The 15,513-nt window shown below is 41.2% G+C and carries 11 protein-coding genes; 8 read left to right on the top strand and 3 right to left on the bottom strand.

Features of this window, described 5'->3' with window-relative positions; all coding sequences use genetic code 11:
- Positions 1-92 precede the first annotated feature (92 nt).
- Together hflC and hflK are read right to left on the bottom strand one after the other, a co-directional pair.
- The gene (gene hflC, locus B3014_RS02305; protein WP_289244303.1) at positions 93-1,034 is read right to left on the bottom strand and encodes a protease modulator HflC; all 942 of its coding nucleotides are present in this window, start codon (positions 1,032-1,034) and stop codon (positions 93-95) included.
- Complete coding sequence (gene hflK, locus B3014_RS02310; protein WP_289244304.1) at positions 1,031-2,089, bottom strand: FtsH protease activity modulator HflK; 1,059 nt, start codon at positions 2,087-2,089, stop codon at positions 1,031-1,033. The genes hflC and hflK overlap by 4 nt, the downstream gene beginning before the upstream one ends.
- 204 nt (positions 2,090-2,293) lie before the next feature.
- Between hflK and B3014_RS02315 the strand changes: the two genes are divergently transcribed.
- The 8 genes from B3014_RS02315 to B3014_RS02350 all read left to right on the top strand — a co-directional run bounded on the left by B3014_RS02315 (position 2,294) and on the right by B3014_RS02350 (position 14,517).
- Entirely contained in the window at positions 2,294-3,775 is a 1,482-nt protein-coding gene (locus B3014_RS02315; RefSeq protein WP_289244305.1) for a type I restriction-modification system subunit M, read from the top strand.
- Positions 3,772-4,968: a restriction endonuclease subunit S gene (locus tag B3014_RS02320; RefSeq protein ID WP_289244306.1), complete on the top strand. Its 1,197-nt coding sequence runs from the start codon at positions 3,772-3,774 to the stop codon at positions 4,966-4,968. Before B3014_RS02315 ends, B3014_RS02320 begins: the two co-directional genes overlap by 4 nt.
- Positions 4,969-4,998: 30 nt before the next feature.
- A complete protein-coding gene (locus B3014_RS02325) occupies positions 4,999-8,448 on the top strand; it encodes a DEAD/DEAH box helicase family protein (RefSeq protein WP_289244307.1) in 3,450 nt (1,149 codons plus the stop codon).
- 1 nt (position 8,449) lies between these two features.
- The gene (locus B3014_RS02330; protein WP_289244308.1) at positions 8,450-9,298 is read left to right on the top strand and encodes a hypothetical protein; all 849 of its coding nucleotides are present in this window, start codon (positions 8,450-8,452) and stop codon (positions 9,296-9,298) included.
- Between the two features lie 414 nt (positions 9,299-9,712).
- A complete protein-coding gene (locus tag B3014_RS02335) occupies positions 9,713-10,033 on the top strand; it encodes a hypothetical protein (RefSeq protein ID WP_289244309.1) in 321 nt (106 codons plus the stop codon).
- 65 nt (positions 10,034-10,098) lie between these two features.
- Positions 10,099-12,615: a protein translocase subunit SecD gene (gene secD / locus B3014_RS02340; RefSeq protein WP_289244310.1), complete on the top strand. Its 2,517-nt coding sequence runs from the start codon at positions 10,099-10,101 to the stop codon at positions 12,613-12,615.
- 13 nt (positions 12,616-12,628) lie between these two features.
- The gene (locus tag B3014_RS02345) at positions 12,629-13,696 is read left to right on the top strand and encodes a calcium/sodium antiporter (protein WP_289244311.1); all 1,068 of its coding nucleotides are present in this window, start codon (positions 12,629-12,631) and stop codon (positions 13,694-13,696) included.
- Positions 13,697-14,178: 482 nt separating this feature from the next.
- Entirely contained in the window at positions 14,179-14,517 is a 339-nt protein-coding gene (locus B3014_RS02350; protein WP_289244312.1) for a helix-turn-helix domain-containing protein, read from the top strand.
- A 127-nt stretch (positions 14,518-14,644) separates the two neighbouring features.
- On the opposite strand, the gene B3014_RS02355 is transcribed toward B3014_RS02350, so the two are convergent.
- The gene (locus B3014_RS02355) at positions 14,645-15,463 is read right to left on the bottom strand and encodes a DUF5677 domain-containing protein (protein WP_289244313.1); all 819 of its coding nucleotides are present in this window, start codon (positions 15,461-15,463) and stop codon (positions 14,645-14,647) included.
- Positions 15,464-15,513 lie beyond the last annotated feature (50 nt).

Below are 15,513 nucleotides of genomic sequence, written 5' to 3' on the forward strand. Positions count from 1 at the left end.
TAAACGCAAAGAAGGGCTAATTTAAAGGTGGGCTATGCCCATATCCAGAGTGCCACACCCAAGCAGGGCATGACACTCCGGTAGGCAATGGTTTACTGAGCTTGCGGTTTTTCTAGATAACGGAAGAAATCAGAGTCAGCTTTAAGCATGAGCGTACTGTTCTGACCTAGAGCTCGGTAGCTTTCCAATGTACGGAAAAAAGAATAGAACTCAGCATCAGCACCGAAGGCATCACCATAGATTTGGGTGGCTTTGGCATCGGCCTCACCGCGAATTTTCTCGGCGTCACGTGCTGCTTCAGAGCGAATACGACGAAGATCGCGTTCCATATTACCAAGGATTTCCTGACTTCGGCCACGACCTTCAGAACGGAAACGTTCAGCAATAGACTGACGTTCTGCAATCATGCGACTTTCTACCTGACGACGAACAGATTCAATGTAATTAACCCGTTTAATACGTACATCATCTAGCTCAATTCCGAGTGCTGGCATGGAATCACGAGCCCGTTTGAGAATACCGGCTTCTAGCAGTTCACGACCTAGTTTAGGTTGTTTCTCCAGATTGACGTCACTACGTTCTGCCAAGGCCGGATCATCCAGCTCTTCAACATTAACCTCCCAGTCTTTCGAACGAACAATCTCTTCCAACTCAGTAGAGGAGACCATGTCTCTGACCACAGAGTCGATAATATCGTCGAGCCGTGTGCGTGCACCGGCTTCATCACGAACACTGGTCAAAAAGAGTAGGGGATCAGTAATTCTCCAGCGTGCTGTGGTATCAACAAGAATAAACTCACGCCCCAGCGTTGGAATCTGTGTGACATCACCATCCCAGACCAGAAGACGTTTATCGAAGTAACGTACATTCTGCCAGGGCAGTTTGAACTTAAGGCCGGGCTCATTAATGACGTCACCAATCGGTTCACCGAACTGGACCACAATGGCTTGTTCGGCTTCATCTACTGTGTAAAGCGTGAGGTTACCAATAATGATGACCAAGACGGCAACTAAAGCGAGTAAAGACGTTTTCATTTGTCACCTCCAATGGCGTTACGGTTTACGTCAAGTAATGGGAGGGGAGACATCTGGCCATCCTGAACAACCAATATTTGCCCGATATCTGGCAACATTTCATTTAAGGTTTCCAGATACAGACGTGAGCGTGTCACTATTGGCGCTTGTTGGTATTCATGCAGAACGGCACTAAAACGGGCGCTTTCACCCACGGCACGGTTTACTCGTTCTGTAGCGTAACCTTCAGCTTCTGCGACAGTACGAAGTGCAGCACCTTCAGCATTAGGGATTTCCTGATTCACTCGTTTTTGAGCTTCATTAATCATACGCTCACGTTCTTGGCGAGCTTCATTCACTTCATTAAAAGCAGGTTGAACGGCACGAGGTGGCACCACATCCTGCATTTCAACGGTGCTGATGCGAATTCCTGCATCATATTGGTCGAGTATTTCCTGAATCTCATCACCCGCTTTTTGTTGAATCTCTACCCGACCAATAGTCAGTACTTCAGAACCGAGCATATTACCGACGATACGACGCATCACTGACTCAGAAATATCGCGAAGGGTACGTGTCGGTTCACGCATTTGGTATAGAAACTTAATAGGGTCTTCAATGCGATATTGAACCACCCATTCAACATCGATCATGTTCAGATCGCCGGTGAGCATTAATGACTCATCTTCAAATTGTGCGGCACTATAAGTTGAACGCTCGCCTTGGCGGGTTTTCAATGTGCTAAAACCAAACTCTTGTTTCAATACGCGCTCGGTAGCGACCAGCTGTATTTTGTCTATGCCAAAAGGAATTTTGAAATGAAGACCAGGATCAGTAATACCCGTAACGGAACCGAAGCGTTTCACCACAGCACGTTGCTCGGGTTGCACCGTGTAAAAAGACGTCATGGCGCCCCAAACCAGCAAAACAACCAGGATAATGGCAATAACACCACCACCAAAATTGCCAGGTGAACGGCCACGGCCGCGCCCACCACCAGTCAACTTTTTCATTAATTCAAACAGGTCTGGCGGGCCATCAGGCTCTCGACCATTACCTTTTACAGATTGGATCATTTCTCTCTCCAGTTAAAAAGAGCGTCCAGTCTACTATTAAGGAGCGGCTATGTAAGGAAACGGATCAAAATCAATTTTTGAGTTTGGATAATCAGGTAAAAATAGACAGCCAATCAAATTTGATGGAAAACAGATATTCTTGTCAGCCCTGGCTTAATAATGGAAAATCATTCTCCTTCATAAATCATTCTAAAAAGTTGCTACATGCTCACCGGTGAAATCAAAAGCCAAGTCGATAAAATATGGGAAACATTCTGGACAGGTGGGATAAGTAACCCACTTACGGTCATCGAACAATTCACCTATCTCTTATTCATTCGTCGTCTGGACGAAATTGAACAACTTGAAGAAAAGAAAGCCAGTGTGGCTGGGAAACGAAGTCAAAAAGCCTTTTACGGTCCCAATCAACAATGCTTTCGCTGGCATAGCTTTCGTGAGCTAGAACCTCAAACGATGTTCAACTTATTTACTCAGCCACAGCCAGAAGCAGATGGCTTGACCGTATTTGAGCATATGAAACAACTGGGTGATCAAGCAGGCGTATTTGCTCAATATATGAAAGGTGCGACGTTTATGATCCCCACGCCAAAAGTGCTGGATCAAGTTGTGCAAATGATTAACAGTATTCAAATGGCTGATCGTGATACCAAGGGCGATCTCTATGAATACTTATTATCGAAAATCGCCACGGCTGGCACCAATGGTCAATTTCGCACGCCACGCCATATCATCAAAATGATAGTGGAAATGATGGAACCTAATCGTGAAGACACGATATGCGATCCCGCCTGTGGCACCGCAGGATTTTTAGTGGCTTCAGGCGAATATATTTACCATCATCATCCTGACTGGTTACATGACCAAACTTTCCGTGAACATTTCAATAGCGATATGTTCACCGGTATCGAGTTTGATAGCACCATGCTACGCATAGCGGCAATGAACCTGCAGCTCCATGCGGTTGAACGCCCGAATCTTATTGGTCAGGATGCTTTAGGTGAAGCCAATGCGGCCAGCCGAGATCAATACAGTTTGATTTTAGCTAACCCACCATTTAAAGGCTCTTTAGATTACGACGGCGTGGAAAGCTCATTACTCAAAACCGTGAAAACCAAAAAAACAGAGCTACTGTTTATTGCCTTGATGTTACGCATGCTCAAAATCGGTGGTCGCTGTGCTGTGATTATTCCCGATGGCGTGTTATTTGGTTCATCTAATGCCCATAAACAATTACGCCAAACACTCGTTGAAAAGCAACGCCTTGAAGCCATCATTTCAATGCCCAGTGGCGTGTTTAAACCATACGCAGGGGTGAGTACTGCAGTGGTAATCTTTACCAAAACCAATAATGGCGGCACAGACAATGTCTGGTTTTACGATATGCAAGCTGATGGTTATTCACTGGATGACAAACGTAGCCCGATTAAAAATAACGATATTGACGATATCATCCAACGCTTTAAACAGCGTGATAAAGAGATTAATCGTCAACGAGCCGATAAAAGCTTTATGGTGCCGTTTGATGAAATCAAACAAAACGACTGGGATTTAAGTATCAACTGCTATAAAGAAGTGGTGTATGAACAAGTCGAATATGATCCACCGGCAAAAATCATTGCTGAAATAGAGCAATTGGATAAAGAGCGTGGGCGAGCACTTCAAATGCTGAAGGAGTTGCTGGGGTGAATAATTATCTTCAACTAAGAGACTGTATTTCTCTTTTTGGTGGTGGTACACCTTCGAAGCAAAATCCAGAATATTGGAATGGGAAAATAGCTTGGGCATCAGTCAAAGATTTGAAATCATCACGATTACAAAACACTCAAGATTCAATAACTGAGTTAGGACTGAGTAATAGCTCCAGCAGATTAGTTAAGGCAGGCTCAATCATAATTGCAACTAGAATGGCTGTTGGGAAAGCTGTCATTACCGATATCGATGTGGCAATTAACCAAGACTTAAAAGCAATTGTTTGCAAAGAAACTATTGATGTTAAGTATCTTTTTTACTTTTTGTTATCGTCTGGGAGTGAGCTGGATAAAGTTTCGTCTGGAGCTACCGTAAAAGGAATAAAATTAAACCATATTTTAGATTTACAAATCCCACTCCCACCACTGACAGAGCAAAAGCAGATTGCCGCGATTTTGGATGCAGCGGATAAGCTCAGACAAAAAGACCAGCAACTGGTCCAGCATTACACTGCACTTAGCCAATCGCTGTTTTTGGATATGTTTGGTGATCCTGTTTCCAATTCTATGAGATGGGAAAAAAAGACGCTTTCCTGCTTTATTGAAAGTTTAGAGACTGGTACTAGCGTTAACTCTAGTGATGAAAAATATTCATTCAATAAATTTGGAATTTTAAAAACTAGTTGCGTATACACAGGTGAGTTTAGGGCGACTGAAGCAAAAGTCATTAGAGATGATGAATATGACAGAATGAAGTTAAACCCTCGCCGTGACTCGATCATTATAAGCAGGATGAACACTACGGAACTAGTTGGAAAATCAGCATATATTGCTCGTGATTATCCAAATCTATTTGTTCCAGATAGACTGTGGTTATCAAATAAAAGCAATTTAGATCAGAATGTTAGATGGCTATCATTCGCTATCAGCTTGAACAGTTTTATGCATGAAATTAGCAAAATATCATCAGGTACAAGTGGTAGTATGAAAAACATTTCAAAGAAAAACTTTTTAAGTTTACCGATGATTTACCCTCCTGCTGAATTGCAAAACCAATTCGCCGAGCGTGTTGAGGTGATTGAAAAACAAAAACAACAAGCACAGATGAATTTAGAAAAATCTGAAATGCTATTTAACAGTCTGTTACAACGTGCTTTTACTGGCGAATTAACGGTAAATAAGGCAGCATAGGCTTAGATTTCATGAGCAGGGACTAGGTGAGTGAGCAACTTTCAGTTTTTACAACGCGATTTTCCGGCTTTATATGCCGATGCGGTTGAAGCTGAACAATTCACTTTTTTATCGCCTAAAGCCTCGGCTATTTTTTGCCGCTCCAGCTTAGAAAATGCCATTAATTGGCTGTATGACCATGAACGCGCCTTAAGCCGCCCCTGGCGTACTGACTTAAGCACATTAATGCATGAGCATGGTTTTAAAGCTTTATTTAACAATACCTTATTTAATGAACTTAATCTGATTCGCAAAACAGGTAATCTCGCTGCCCATGGCAAGTCTGTCAGCCAACAGGATGCTTTAGCCTCACTGAAATACCTGTTTCGCTTTATGCGTCATCTAGCTATTTATTATGGTAAGTCTGTTCCCGATACGCAGCTGTTTGATGAGGCATTAATTCCCCGAGAAAATGCCGATACTGTTCAACCACCCAGCATTGAGACAACCCTAGCTGAAGTCGATACAAAGAATCAGTCAAAGCGTGAAAATGAACAACAAATACGTGACAAAGCACAACATAATCCAGCCATTAAACAAGCTATTGAACAGGAACAACAGCAATTAGCTGAACGTAAAGCCTCTCGTGAACAATCTGTTGATATCAACACAGCCATACCGTTGCTGGTATCCGAAGCAGAAACCCGCCTCCGATACATTGATTTATCACTGAAAGAAGCCGGTTGGGATAATCTGAAAGATGGTTATCATCTGGAATATGAAGTTACTGGTATGCCAGTCAGTACCAATAAATCTGGTATGGGTTATATAGATTATGTGCTTTGGGGTGATGATGGTTTACCGCTGGCTGTCGTTGAAGCCAAAAAGACGATGCATGACGCACGGAAAGGTAAACATCAGGCTGAGTTATATGCGAATTGTTTAGAAAAGATGAAAGGGCAACGGCCCATTATTTTTTATAGTAATGGCTTTGAAACTTATCTTTGGGATGACACCTTTTACCCCGAACGTGAAGTGCAAGGCTTTTATACGAAAGACGAACTGCAATTATTAATAGAGCGTCGGCAGACACGAAAAGACTTACGTTTATTTAAACCAAATGAGGCCATTGTTGGCCGACCGTATCAACTTGAAGCGATTACCCGTGTTGCTGAAAATACGGTCACAGAAAATAGTCAGGGTGAACTCAAGGGCAGGGCACGACAAAGTTTGTTAGTGATGGCAACGGGTAGTGGTAAAACTCGAACGGCTGCAGCGATTGTCGATATGTTGACCAAGTGTAACTGGGCCAAACGGGTTTTGTTTTTAGCCGATCGTAATGCGCTTGTTACACAGGCTAAGAAAGCCTTTAATATCCATCTTCCACATTTAACCGCTATTGATCTTACCAAAGAAAAAGAAGATAACGGTACCCGCTTGGTTTTTTCGACCTATCCCACCATCATGAATCGAATTGATGGCCTGCGAGATACGGATAACCGTTTTTACGGTGTTGGGCATTTTGACCTGATTATTGTCGATGAAGCTCACCGTTCGGTGTATCAGAAATACAAGTCTATTTTTGCTTATTTTGATGCTTTGTTGATTGGTTTAACCGCGACACCAAAAGCCGAAGTTGACCATAACACCTATGGTTTATTTGGCATTGAAGATAACAACCCCACCTTTGCTTATGAACTGAATCAGGCCGTTGCCGATAAGTTTTTAGTGCCACCCAAAGCGATGTCGGTGCCATTAAAATTTATGCGTGAAGGTGTTCACTACAACCAATTATCAGCCGCTGAAAAGACAGAATATGAAGAGAAGTTTGGTGACCCAACTCAAGGTGAAGCTCCCGACGAGATTGAAAGTGCAGCATTAAATAAATGGTTATTTAACACAGACACCGTGGATAAGGTGCTGGATCATTTAATGACGTCAGGTATCAAAGTGCAGGGCGGTGATAGATTAGGTAAAAGTATTATTTTTGCTAAAAGCCATGCTCATGCCGTATTTATCGAAGAACGGTTTAATAAAAACTACCCTGAATATTCAGGTAAATTTTTACGTGTTATTGATAACTATGAGAGTAAAGCCCAAAGTCTGCTGGAAACGTTCGCTGATGACTACGAAGAACATGATCCACAGATTGCTGTTTCAGTCGATATGATGGACACCGGTGTTGACGCTCCTCGAGTCGTTAATTTGGTGTTTTTTAAACCCGTAAAATCAGCTACTAAATTCTGGCAAATGATTGGACGAGGGACACGATTATGTCCCGATTTATTTGGTCCAGGTGTCGATAAGACCAAGTTTCTTATTTTTGATTACTGTCAGAACTTTGAGTTTTTTGATACCACGCCTGATGGTGAGCAAGGCAAGATTATTAAAAGCCTGATTCAACAAGTGTTTGAAGCGAAATTAGAAGTTGCCATGCTTATTCGTGATGATATTTCACGTACTGAAGAGCAGGGGACATTAGCTGAAAGTTATATCCAAGAATTACATCAAGCCATTTCAAGTTTAGATAGAAACCGTTTTGTTGTAAAAGCAAAACTTCGTCACGTCGTTGAGTTCAGTGATGAGCATCGATGGCAGAATTTATCTAAAGGTGATTTATTAGATATCAATACCGAGCTTGCCAGCTTAGTATTAGCAGAAAAAAATGATGATGAATTTGCACGTCGATTCGATATTCTGCTGCTGAACTTCCAGATAGCAGTATTAACTGGCTCACATAGTCTGGATCGCTTTATTAATCGTATTACTGGCAGTGCAAACGCGTTATTGAAAAAGCAAAATATACCTGCCGTGGCGCAACAAAAAGCGTTATTAATGGATTTGCAGACAGATGTGTTTTGGCAAAACATCAATGTTAATCGCTTAGATCATATTCGTTTAGCTTTACGTGACTTGATGAAGTATCTCGATAAAGATCAACAAAAAGTCGTGATGACCACATTTGAAGATACGCTCGATCACAGTGCTATTGTGGTACACGAACCTATCGGAACCTACGTTGCATTACAAAGTTACAAAGACCGCGTTGAATCTTATGTAAGAAATCACAGTGATCATTTAGTGATTCAAAAACTCAAAACCAATAAGTCAATTACCGAAACGGAAATACATCTCTTAGAAAGCATTTTGTTTGAAGATGAATCCCTCGGTACTAAACAAGACTACATAGATACTTATGGAGATAAACCACTAGGCGTGTTCATTCGTAATATCGTTGGTTTGGATATGGCCGCTGCACAAGCGCATTTTGCAGATTTTATACAGGCAGGGAATTTACGTGCAGATCAAATCACGTTTATCAACAACATCATCAGCTACTTGAATAAAAATGGGGTGATTGATAAATCACTATTATTTGAACCGCCATTTACCTATCTGCACGACCAAGGATTATTTGGTGTATTTGATGATGCCACTGCAAGTAAAGTGATTAAGTTAATTGATCGAGTTAATGACAACGCTTTAGTCGCAGCCAGTTAATATGATTGATTACTTGCTTAAGATCATTCAATTAGATCATCTTAGAGAATGGATTGAAGATAAACGTTTTGCCAAACGAGCTGGCTTGAGGTCAACGGCAAGAAGGGTGCTTCAAGTCTTTGATAAACATGACATTCCAGTCACTAGAATACCGCAGATATTTCCTCAATTTAATTTACAATTCAGTGACTTTAATAGTCTGGGTAGTTTAGTGAAAAAACTAAACACAGAGCTTCTTGAAACTATCTCAAAACATTTCTTCATTAAATACGATTGGTTAGAAACCGGGGAGGGACCAATTCAGCAGGTCTTTGAAACTGGCTATGACTTTGAAGCGGTATATGACTTTATTGTTAATTATCAAGATAGTAATGATATTTCTCTAATTGCATACTTCGTTGCACAAAAAGGCATCAAATTTGTGCCAGCATACGATCATGGTTCAGACGAGTATGTCGCTGTAATACTTGAAATAATCCATGGTGAAGGTGAAGAATTAGGTGTGAAATACAGCCGTTATTTACCTCTTTATATTGGATATTGGCATTACTATAAGACGAGGATGATGCTTAAATCTATCTCATTGCTATTGTTTCAAGCTCCGAAATCAATCCCTCAGAAAGGACTTTTTTGTAAGCATTTAAGTCATGAATATTTTGATAAGGAATTTTCTTCAACTCTAACAAACTCAAGCAATTGGGAATGGCATCCAGATGACTATATATTTTGTAATGGCCGAAGTGCTAAAGAAAAAGATCCTAAGGATGCAAAACGGATGCAAAACTATCTAAAAGAAATTGGTTTTTATACAAAATTAAAAACACTAAGAAATACGGAATTTCTTGGTTAATACTTATTTTGAGGCCGTTTTAATCATCCGGCCATTGAAGCGGCCAGAATAGTTATTATCAACCCAAGTTAGAATTTAAAATTCACCTGTTTTTTAATAGCTTGCAGTAGTTTTGCGATAGTCAACGAACCGGCCAAAATATTGATATTGAATAATAGTGAACAGTGAATTAGCAGATTCATTATCCACAATGAATGTCAGATTTTAAATTTTGAACGTCTAAAAACATTCTGAATAACACGATGTGGTGCTTACTAATCGTGTCTATTAATAATTAAAGAGACTTGAATAAAAACGTGATACGATTTCGCCATCCAGTTAACGGTATATCCCTGTACCTCTAATCCAGTCATGTGTAAATCCGAACCAGCTCTCACTCAACGCTATGTCTTATCCCTTTTGGGGATCTGCTTTTTGTCGTTGTTGTTGCTGACTCTGCCAATAGCTTCCTATGCTAAGAGTGACTCAAGCAATGAGGTTAATCACGGGCTTATCAGTCATCTTGATTCATTTAATACGCAGGGATACTTTCTTCGAATAGCTGAAATTAAACATCAGTCTGTTGAAGAGTTTTTTCCTGATATTGACTTACCTCTGTGGGCTATTTGTCACTCACAAAATCAACATCCGAAAAACTGGGGTTCAGTCTGTTTTGTATTTAAAGACATTACAGAAGCAACGCCTTTTTCTCGTTATTACCTCTATCCACCTTTGAGAGCACCCCCTCTAGCTTAGTTTCGTCCATACAAATCGGCCCTTTGGCTAGGGCTTTTTTATTTCGAAAACGTTAGAGGTTTTTCATGAAATCATTGTCTTCACGGACCATTGTTTATGGTTTGTTGATTGTGTTCGGGCTGCTGTGCAGTTTACCTAACATTCTTCCTTATTCTTTGTCTAAAAAACTGCCTGCCTGGTATACCGACACGACCATTTCTATGGGCTTGGACTTACAAGGTGGGTCGCACCTGCTTTTGGAAGCGGACACTAAAGAGTTATTAAATAAACAATATGACTTACTGCAGTCTGAGCTTACCAGCGAGTTGAAAAAGCAGGGGATTTATTATGCGAGTCCTGTCATTTCTGAGTCAGGCTTGTATATACCTATTCGTAAAATCGGGGACATCGATAAATCCATTGAACTCGCTAGTCAGTTAGCGCGTAATTCAACAGATGGCAAAAAACGTTTTGACATCAAAAAAGAAACTGACGGGATTCAAATAAGCTTAGATCAACGATGGGTTGAATCACTCGTCACGGATGTTGTTAACCAAAGTCTTGAGGTAGTCAGAAAACGCCTTGATGAAACGGGACTTGTTGATCCGAGTATTACCCGTCAAGGTAAGCAAGATATTCTGGTTCAAATGCCGGGTGTGGCAGATCCTACTAAGATTCGTGAATTGCTTGGCACCACGGCAAAAATGACGTTTCATTGGGCAGCCACTGATACAACAAAAAATACGGTGACTTACCCCGATATCAATACGGATAGCCGCTACCGTCTTGAAACTCAGGTGGCCATGGAAGGTAAACATATACGTGATGCTCAGGTAGGGTTTAATCAGAAAACCGGCGAACCCGTAGTTAATTTCAAGCTTGATAGTGAAGGGGCGAAATTATTTGGCAATATGACTCATAACAATGTAGGTCGGGCACTCGCTATCGTGCTTGATGGGAAAGTCATTACAGCCCCTGTTATTCGTAGTGAAATACCGGGTGGAAGCGGTGAGATTAGTGGTCACTTCACCACTTCTGAGGCAAATAATTTAGCGTTATTATTGAGGGCAGGGGCTTTGCCTGTTCCATTACATGTGATTGAAGAGCGAACAGTTGGTCCTGATCTTGGCAGCGATGCCATACAAATGGGGCTAACAACCGGTCTGTTAGGCGCAGCGATGGTCGTGATTTTCATGCTGGGAATCTATGGCAGATGGGGACTTATCGCGTGTACAGGTCTTGCTATTAACGTAGGGCTTATTTTTGGTGCACTGGGTTTACTTGGCGCAACACTAACGCTACCTGGTATTGCCGGTATTATCCTGACCATTGGCATGGCGGTGGATGCCAATATTCTTATTAATGAACGCATCAGGGAAGAATCAAAGCGAGGTAAAGCGGCTTGGAAAGCGCTTCGTGAGGGCTTTGACAAAGCATATACCACCATTCTGGATTCAAATTTAACGACGCTTATCGCGGTAAGTTTGTTATTTATGTTTGGTACAGGACCTGTTCAGGGCTTTGCTGTAACGATAGGAATCGGTTTGGTAACTTCAATGTTTACTGCCGTTGCCGTGACACGATTACTGATGGAATGGTCTATTCGAGGTAAAGAAAAACAACCTTTAAAGATCAACGGTTTCAATTTCTTAGATAAATTAAGCGACAAGGGCATTAATTTTCTGGGTGGGCGTTATGCAGGTCTTACAACGTCAGCCATTTTGTCTATTGTTGCTGTGGTGTTGTTCTTTAATCCCGGTCTGAAATATGGCGTTGATTTTACTGGGGGCACGTTAGTTGAGGTTCACGTCATGGATTTATCTGTTGAACAAATCAGAAATACGCTGGGAAATCACCATTTATCAGCTGCCCTTATTCAGGAAACAGGGAAGGCGGGGGACTTTCTGGTCAGACTGCCTGTGATATCAACTGAACCTGGTACCACATCACAGCAAGTTAATGATTTAAAAGAAGCCGTACTGACTATTCAGCCTGATGCTGACTTTCCTAAAGTCGATATGGTAGGCCCTAAAGTCAGTGGTAATTTCTCCGATAACACGATCCTGGCTATCTTGTTAGCTGGGGCAGGGATGTTAATCTACCTGACAGTGCGGTTTGAATCTCATTTTGCTATCGCTGCAACATTAACGATTGCTTTAGATTTAACTAAAACCATTGGTTTCTTTGCGTTAACAGGTGTTGAATTTAATCTGACGGCTGTGGCGGCTTTGTTAGCCCTTATCGGTTATTCCATCAATGACAAAGTGGTGGTGTTTGATCGGATCCGAGAAAACATCCGGGCCACACCGGACAAACCGATTATTCAACTGATGAATGAGAGTATTTCGTCGACATTAACCAGGACCGTATTTACGTCTGTTACCACATTTTTGGCACTTTTACCGATGGGTATTGCAGGAGGGTCAGCCGTTTCAAGTTTTGCCTTACCTATGCTTTTTGGCATAGTGATTGGTACAAGTTCATCAGTATTTATTGCGGCTCCTATTTTGTATTTCTTGAGTCAACGCAGAAGCCAAAAAGGTTTGGCACTGCTGAGACCAACTACAGAAGAAATGCGTGAGAAGTTGGCTCAAATTCCCTAGAGAGGATTAGGTTATGGTCTGGCTATTGCTGTTAAGTGGTTTAGTACTGCTCATTTTTGGAGCGGATATGCTAGTAAAAGGGGCTGCCAAGCTTGCCGGTAGTTTTGGTGTGCCGCCATTAGTCATTGGCTTAACCGTCGTCGCCTTTGGAACGAGTGCTCCTGAACTCGCTGTCAGCGTTAAATCTGCCTGGTCCGGCCAGGCAGAGCTGGCTATTGCAAATGTGATTGGAAGTAATATTTTTAACATTCTATTCATTCTTGGTCTGGCTGCACTCATATCCCCATTACTCGTTTCCAAGCAGCTTATCAGACAGGATGTGCCTATTATGATTGCTGTGTCTGCCATAGCGACGGTCATGGTATGGAATGGATTACTTGAGAGATGGGAATCAGCCATTTTGTTTTTAGCTTTACTTGCTTACACCGGTTTTCTGTTTATCCAAGGCAAAAAGCAAAACGATGAAGAGGGAATAGCTGAAATCGATGAATTGCTCTCCGTGAATACATCGACATGGAAAAGCGTATTGTATTTCATTGTCGGCCTCATATTACTGGTATTAGGTGCTCGCTGGTTAGTACAAAGTGCGATTAGCATTGCTACAGGACTAGGTGTTAGTGAGGCCGTTATTGGACTTACCATTGTTGCCGTCGGCACGTCATTACCCGAAGTTATGACCTCAGTTATGGCAACAATACGAGGGGAGCGAGACATTGCAATTGGTAACGTCGTCGGTAGTAATATTTTCAATATACTCTGTGTGCTTGGCCTGGCAGGACTCATCTCACCAGAACCATTAATTGCGGGCCCACAACTGGCAACATTAGATATACCTGTCATGTTGGCTGTTTCAGTTCTGTGTTTACCCTTATTTTTTGTGGGTGCCACATTAACCCGGTTTGAGGGGTTTTTATTCCTTCTTTTATATACATCTTATGTTTCGTACATGATTTTAGTGGTTACTCAGGCTAACTTCGCAACCACATTAGAACTGGCTTTAATATATGGCTTAATTCCAGCTGTATTTATTTATGTCAGTTTTACTTTAGTAAGAGATTTGATGCAGCGGGAGAAAAAATAACCAACGCTAGTAAGTCCGGTTTGAGACAAAATTACAGAATACAAAATCGTCCATCTGGACTTACTAACATTTATTAATGATTGGTTTGGATCTCTGAGTAACCAGAATTTGAGATTTAATAAATAAAACAAGCAGACAAAAAAGTGCTGAATAACCACTTTTTGAATTTAAAAATCTGCAGGGTAATTATCCGAAATAAATTCCAGATTTTAAATTCCGAACACCTTTAAAACGATATACAAAAACATCCTCAATGACAGCGATCGATTTGTCATAACGCATATTATAAGAACAGACCAGAAGCGGATTTGAACATCTTAAAAATTGAGTCATTCGGCTCTCGTTTTCACATCTACATAAGTTCGCATAGTATATATTATGTTAAATAGAATATCTAAGAACAATAAGAGTAAGAGATGTGAGTATTTACATGCTCTTATTAAAATTAGCCTCTTCTGGCAGTTGATAAACAGATATTTAAGATGAAAAAGACATTTAGACAGGCTCGATATGCTGCCAGAATGACAAAGAAACAAGTCGCAGAATATTTGGAATTATCACCAAGAACCGTGGCACGTTATGAGCAAACAAACTGTGCCCCTAAAGTGATTATTGAGTGTCTTTTATTGCTTGGTGGCAAGATGCCAACAATTGGAAGACGTCATTGTTTTGAAGGATGGTCTTTTGGAAATGGTTTTCTTTGGTCACCATCCGGAGAGAAATTTACCAGTGGTGAAATTCTGGCTTTGCATATCAATCAGCAGTTAGTGGATGAACTATATCGAGAGAATATGATACTCAGAAAAACAAAGAAGAAATGATGACTATAAAAAAAGGAGCATTTAATGAGTATAAACGCCCCCTTCTCTTTGTACGTTCAAAATTTAAAATCTGACATTTATTTCGGGTAATCACCCTGCAGATTTTAAAATTTGAAAAATACTGTTTTTAACGATGAGCGACCTTAACAGTCGTGTTTTGCCAGACTTTTTGAACCTGTCGTCTGATTTGTTCAAAGTGAGCGTGTTGTTCAGGCTGTTTGTGTAACTCAAGTATGATGGTGATACCATCAATCAAATAATCAGCCGCATTCATTAATAAACTGGCTAAACGATTGGTGTCTTCTGCACGGGTGGCAATACCAACGATAATTTGATGATCGTCCATTTCCAAGTCTTGTTCGACAGAATGAATTCGGCAATGTACCGTTTCGCTCAAAAACGCATATTCAGTTCGGTATTCGCTCATCAAACCAGCCATTTCAGCTTTGATGGCAGTGCTGACATCACCGCGGTTAATTTCATCAGCACTGTTAATCATGCGTTCCAAATCATTCATTTCAAGTTCTGTCAGGGCATGGACCTCAAGCTGTTTTAGATAAAACCGTGTCAGTACTTCCCTTCTTTGATCGGTGTCGCCATCTGTCATGGCTTCGAGAAAGTCTTCATGACGATAAAACGCTGCCAGATTAAATAAGGTTTCCAGCAAACAGCGTGACATGATTTCTGTTTCGTGGATCATGCCTCGTTCAGCCATTAGCAGAACGGACTGAAAGTGAGACAACATACGTTGGAAATAGAGACTTAGATAAACTTCGCTTTTATCATCAGGACGAATACGGCAGTGATTTAAAATTGATTGACCCAGCTGACTTAAATCTTCACAAACAAGGTATTGTGGGGTTTGGTGCATTTCTACACTGAGCGTGCCAGTTCTTGATTGCTCTGATAAAAACCCTGCATCCTTAAAACTTGTTTGCTCTGACATAAATTACCTCGTTGATTGCTTACTGACTCCCTATCTTACGCTTACCTGCT

It is taken from the genome of Methylophaga sp. UBA678, from assembly GCF_002299105.1.
Lineage (GTDB): Bacteria > Pseudomonadota > Gammaproteobacteria > Nitrosococcales > Methylophagaceae > Methylophaga > Methylophaga marina.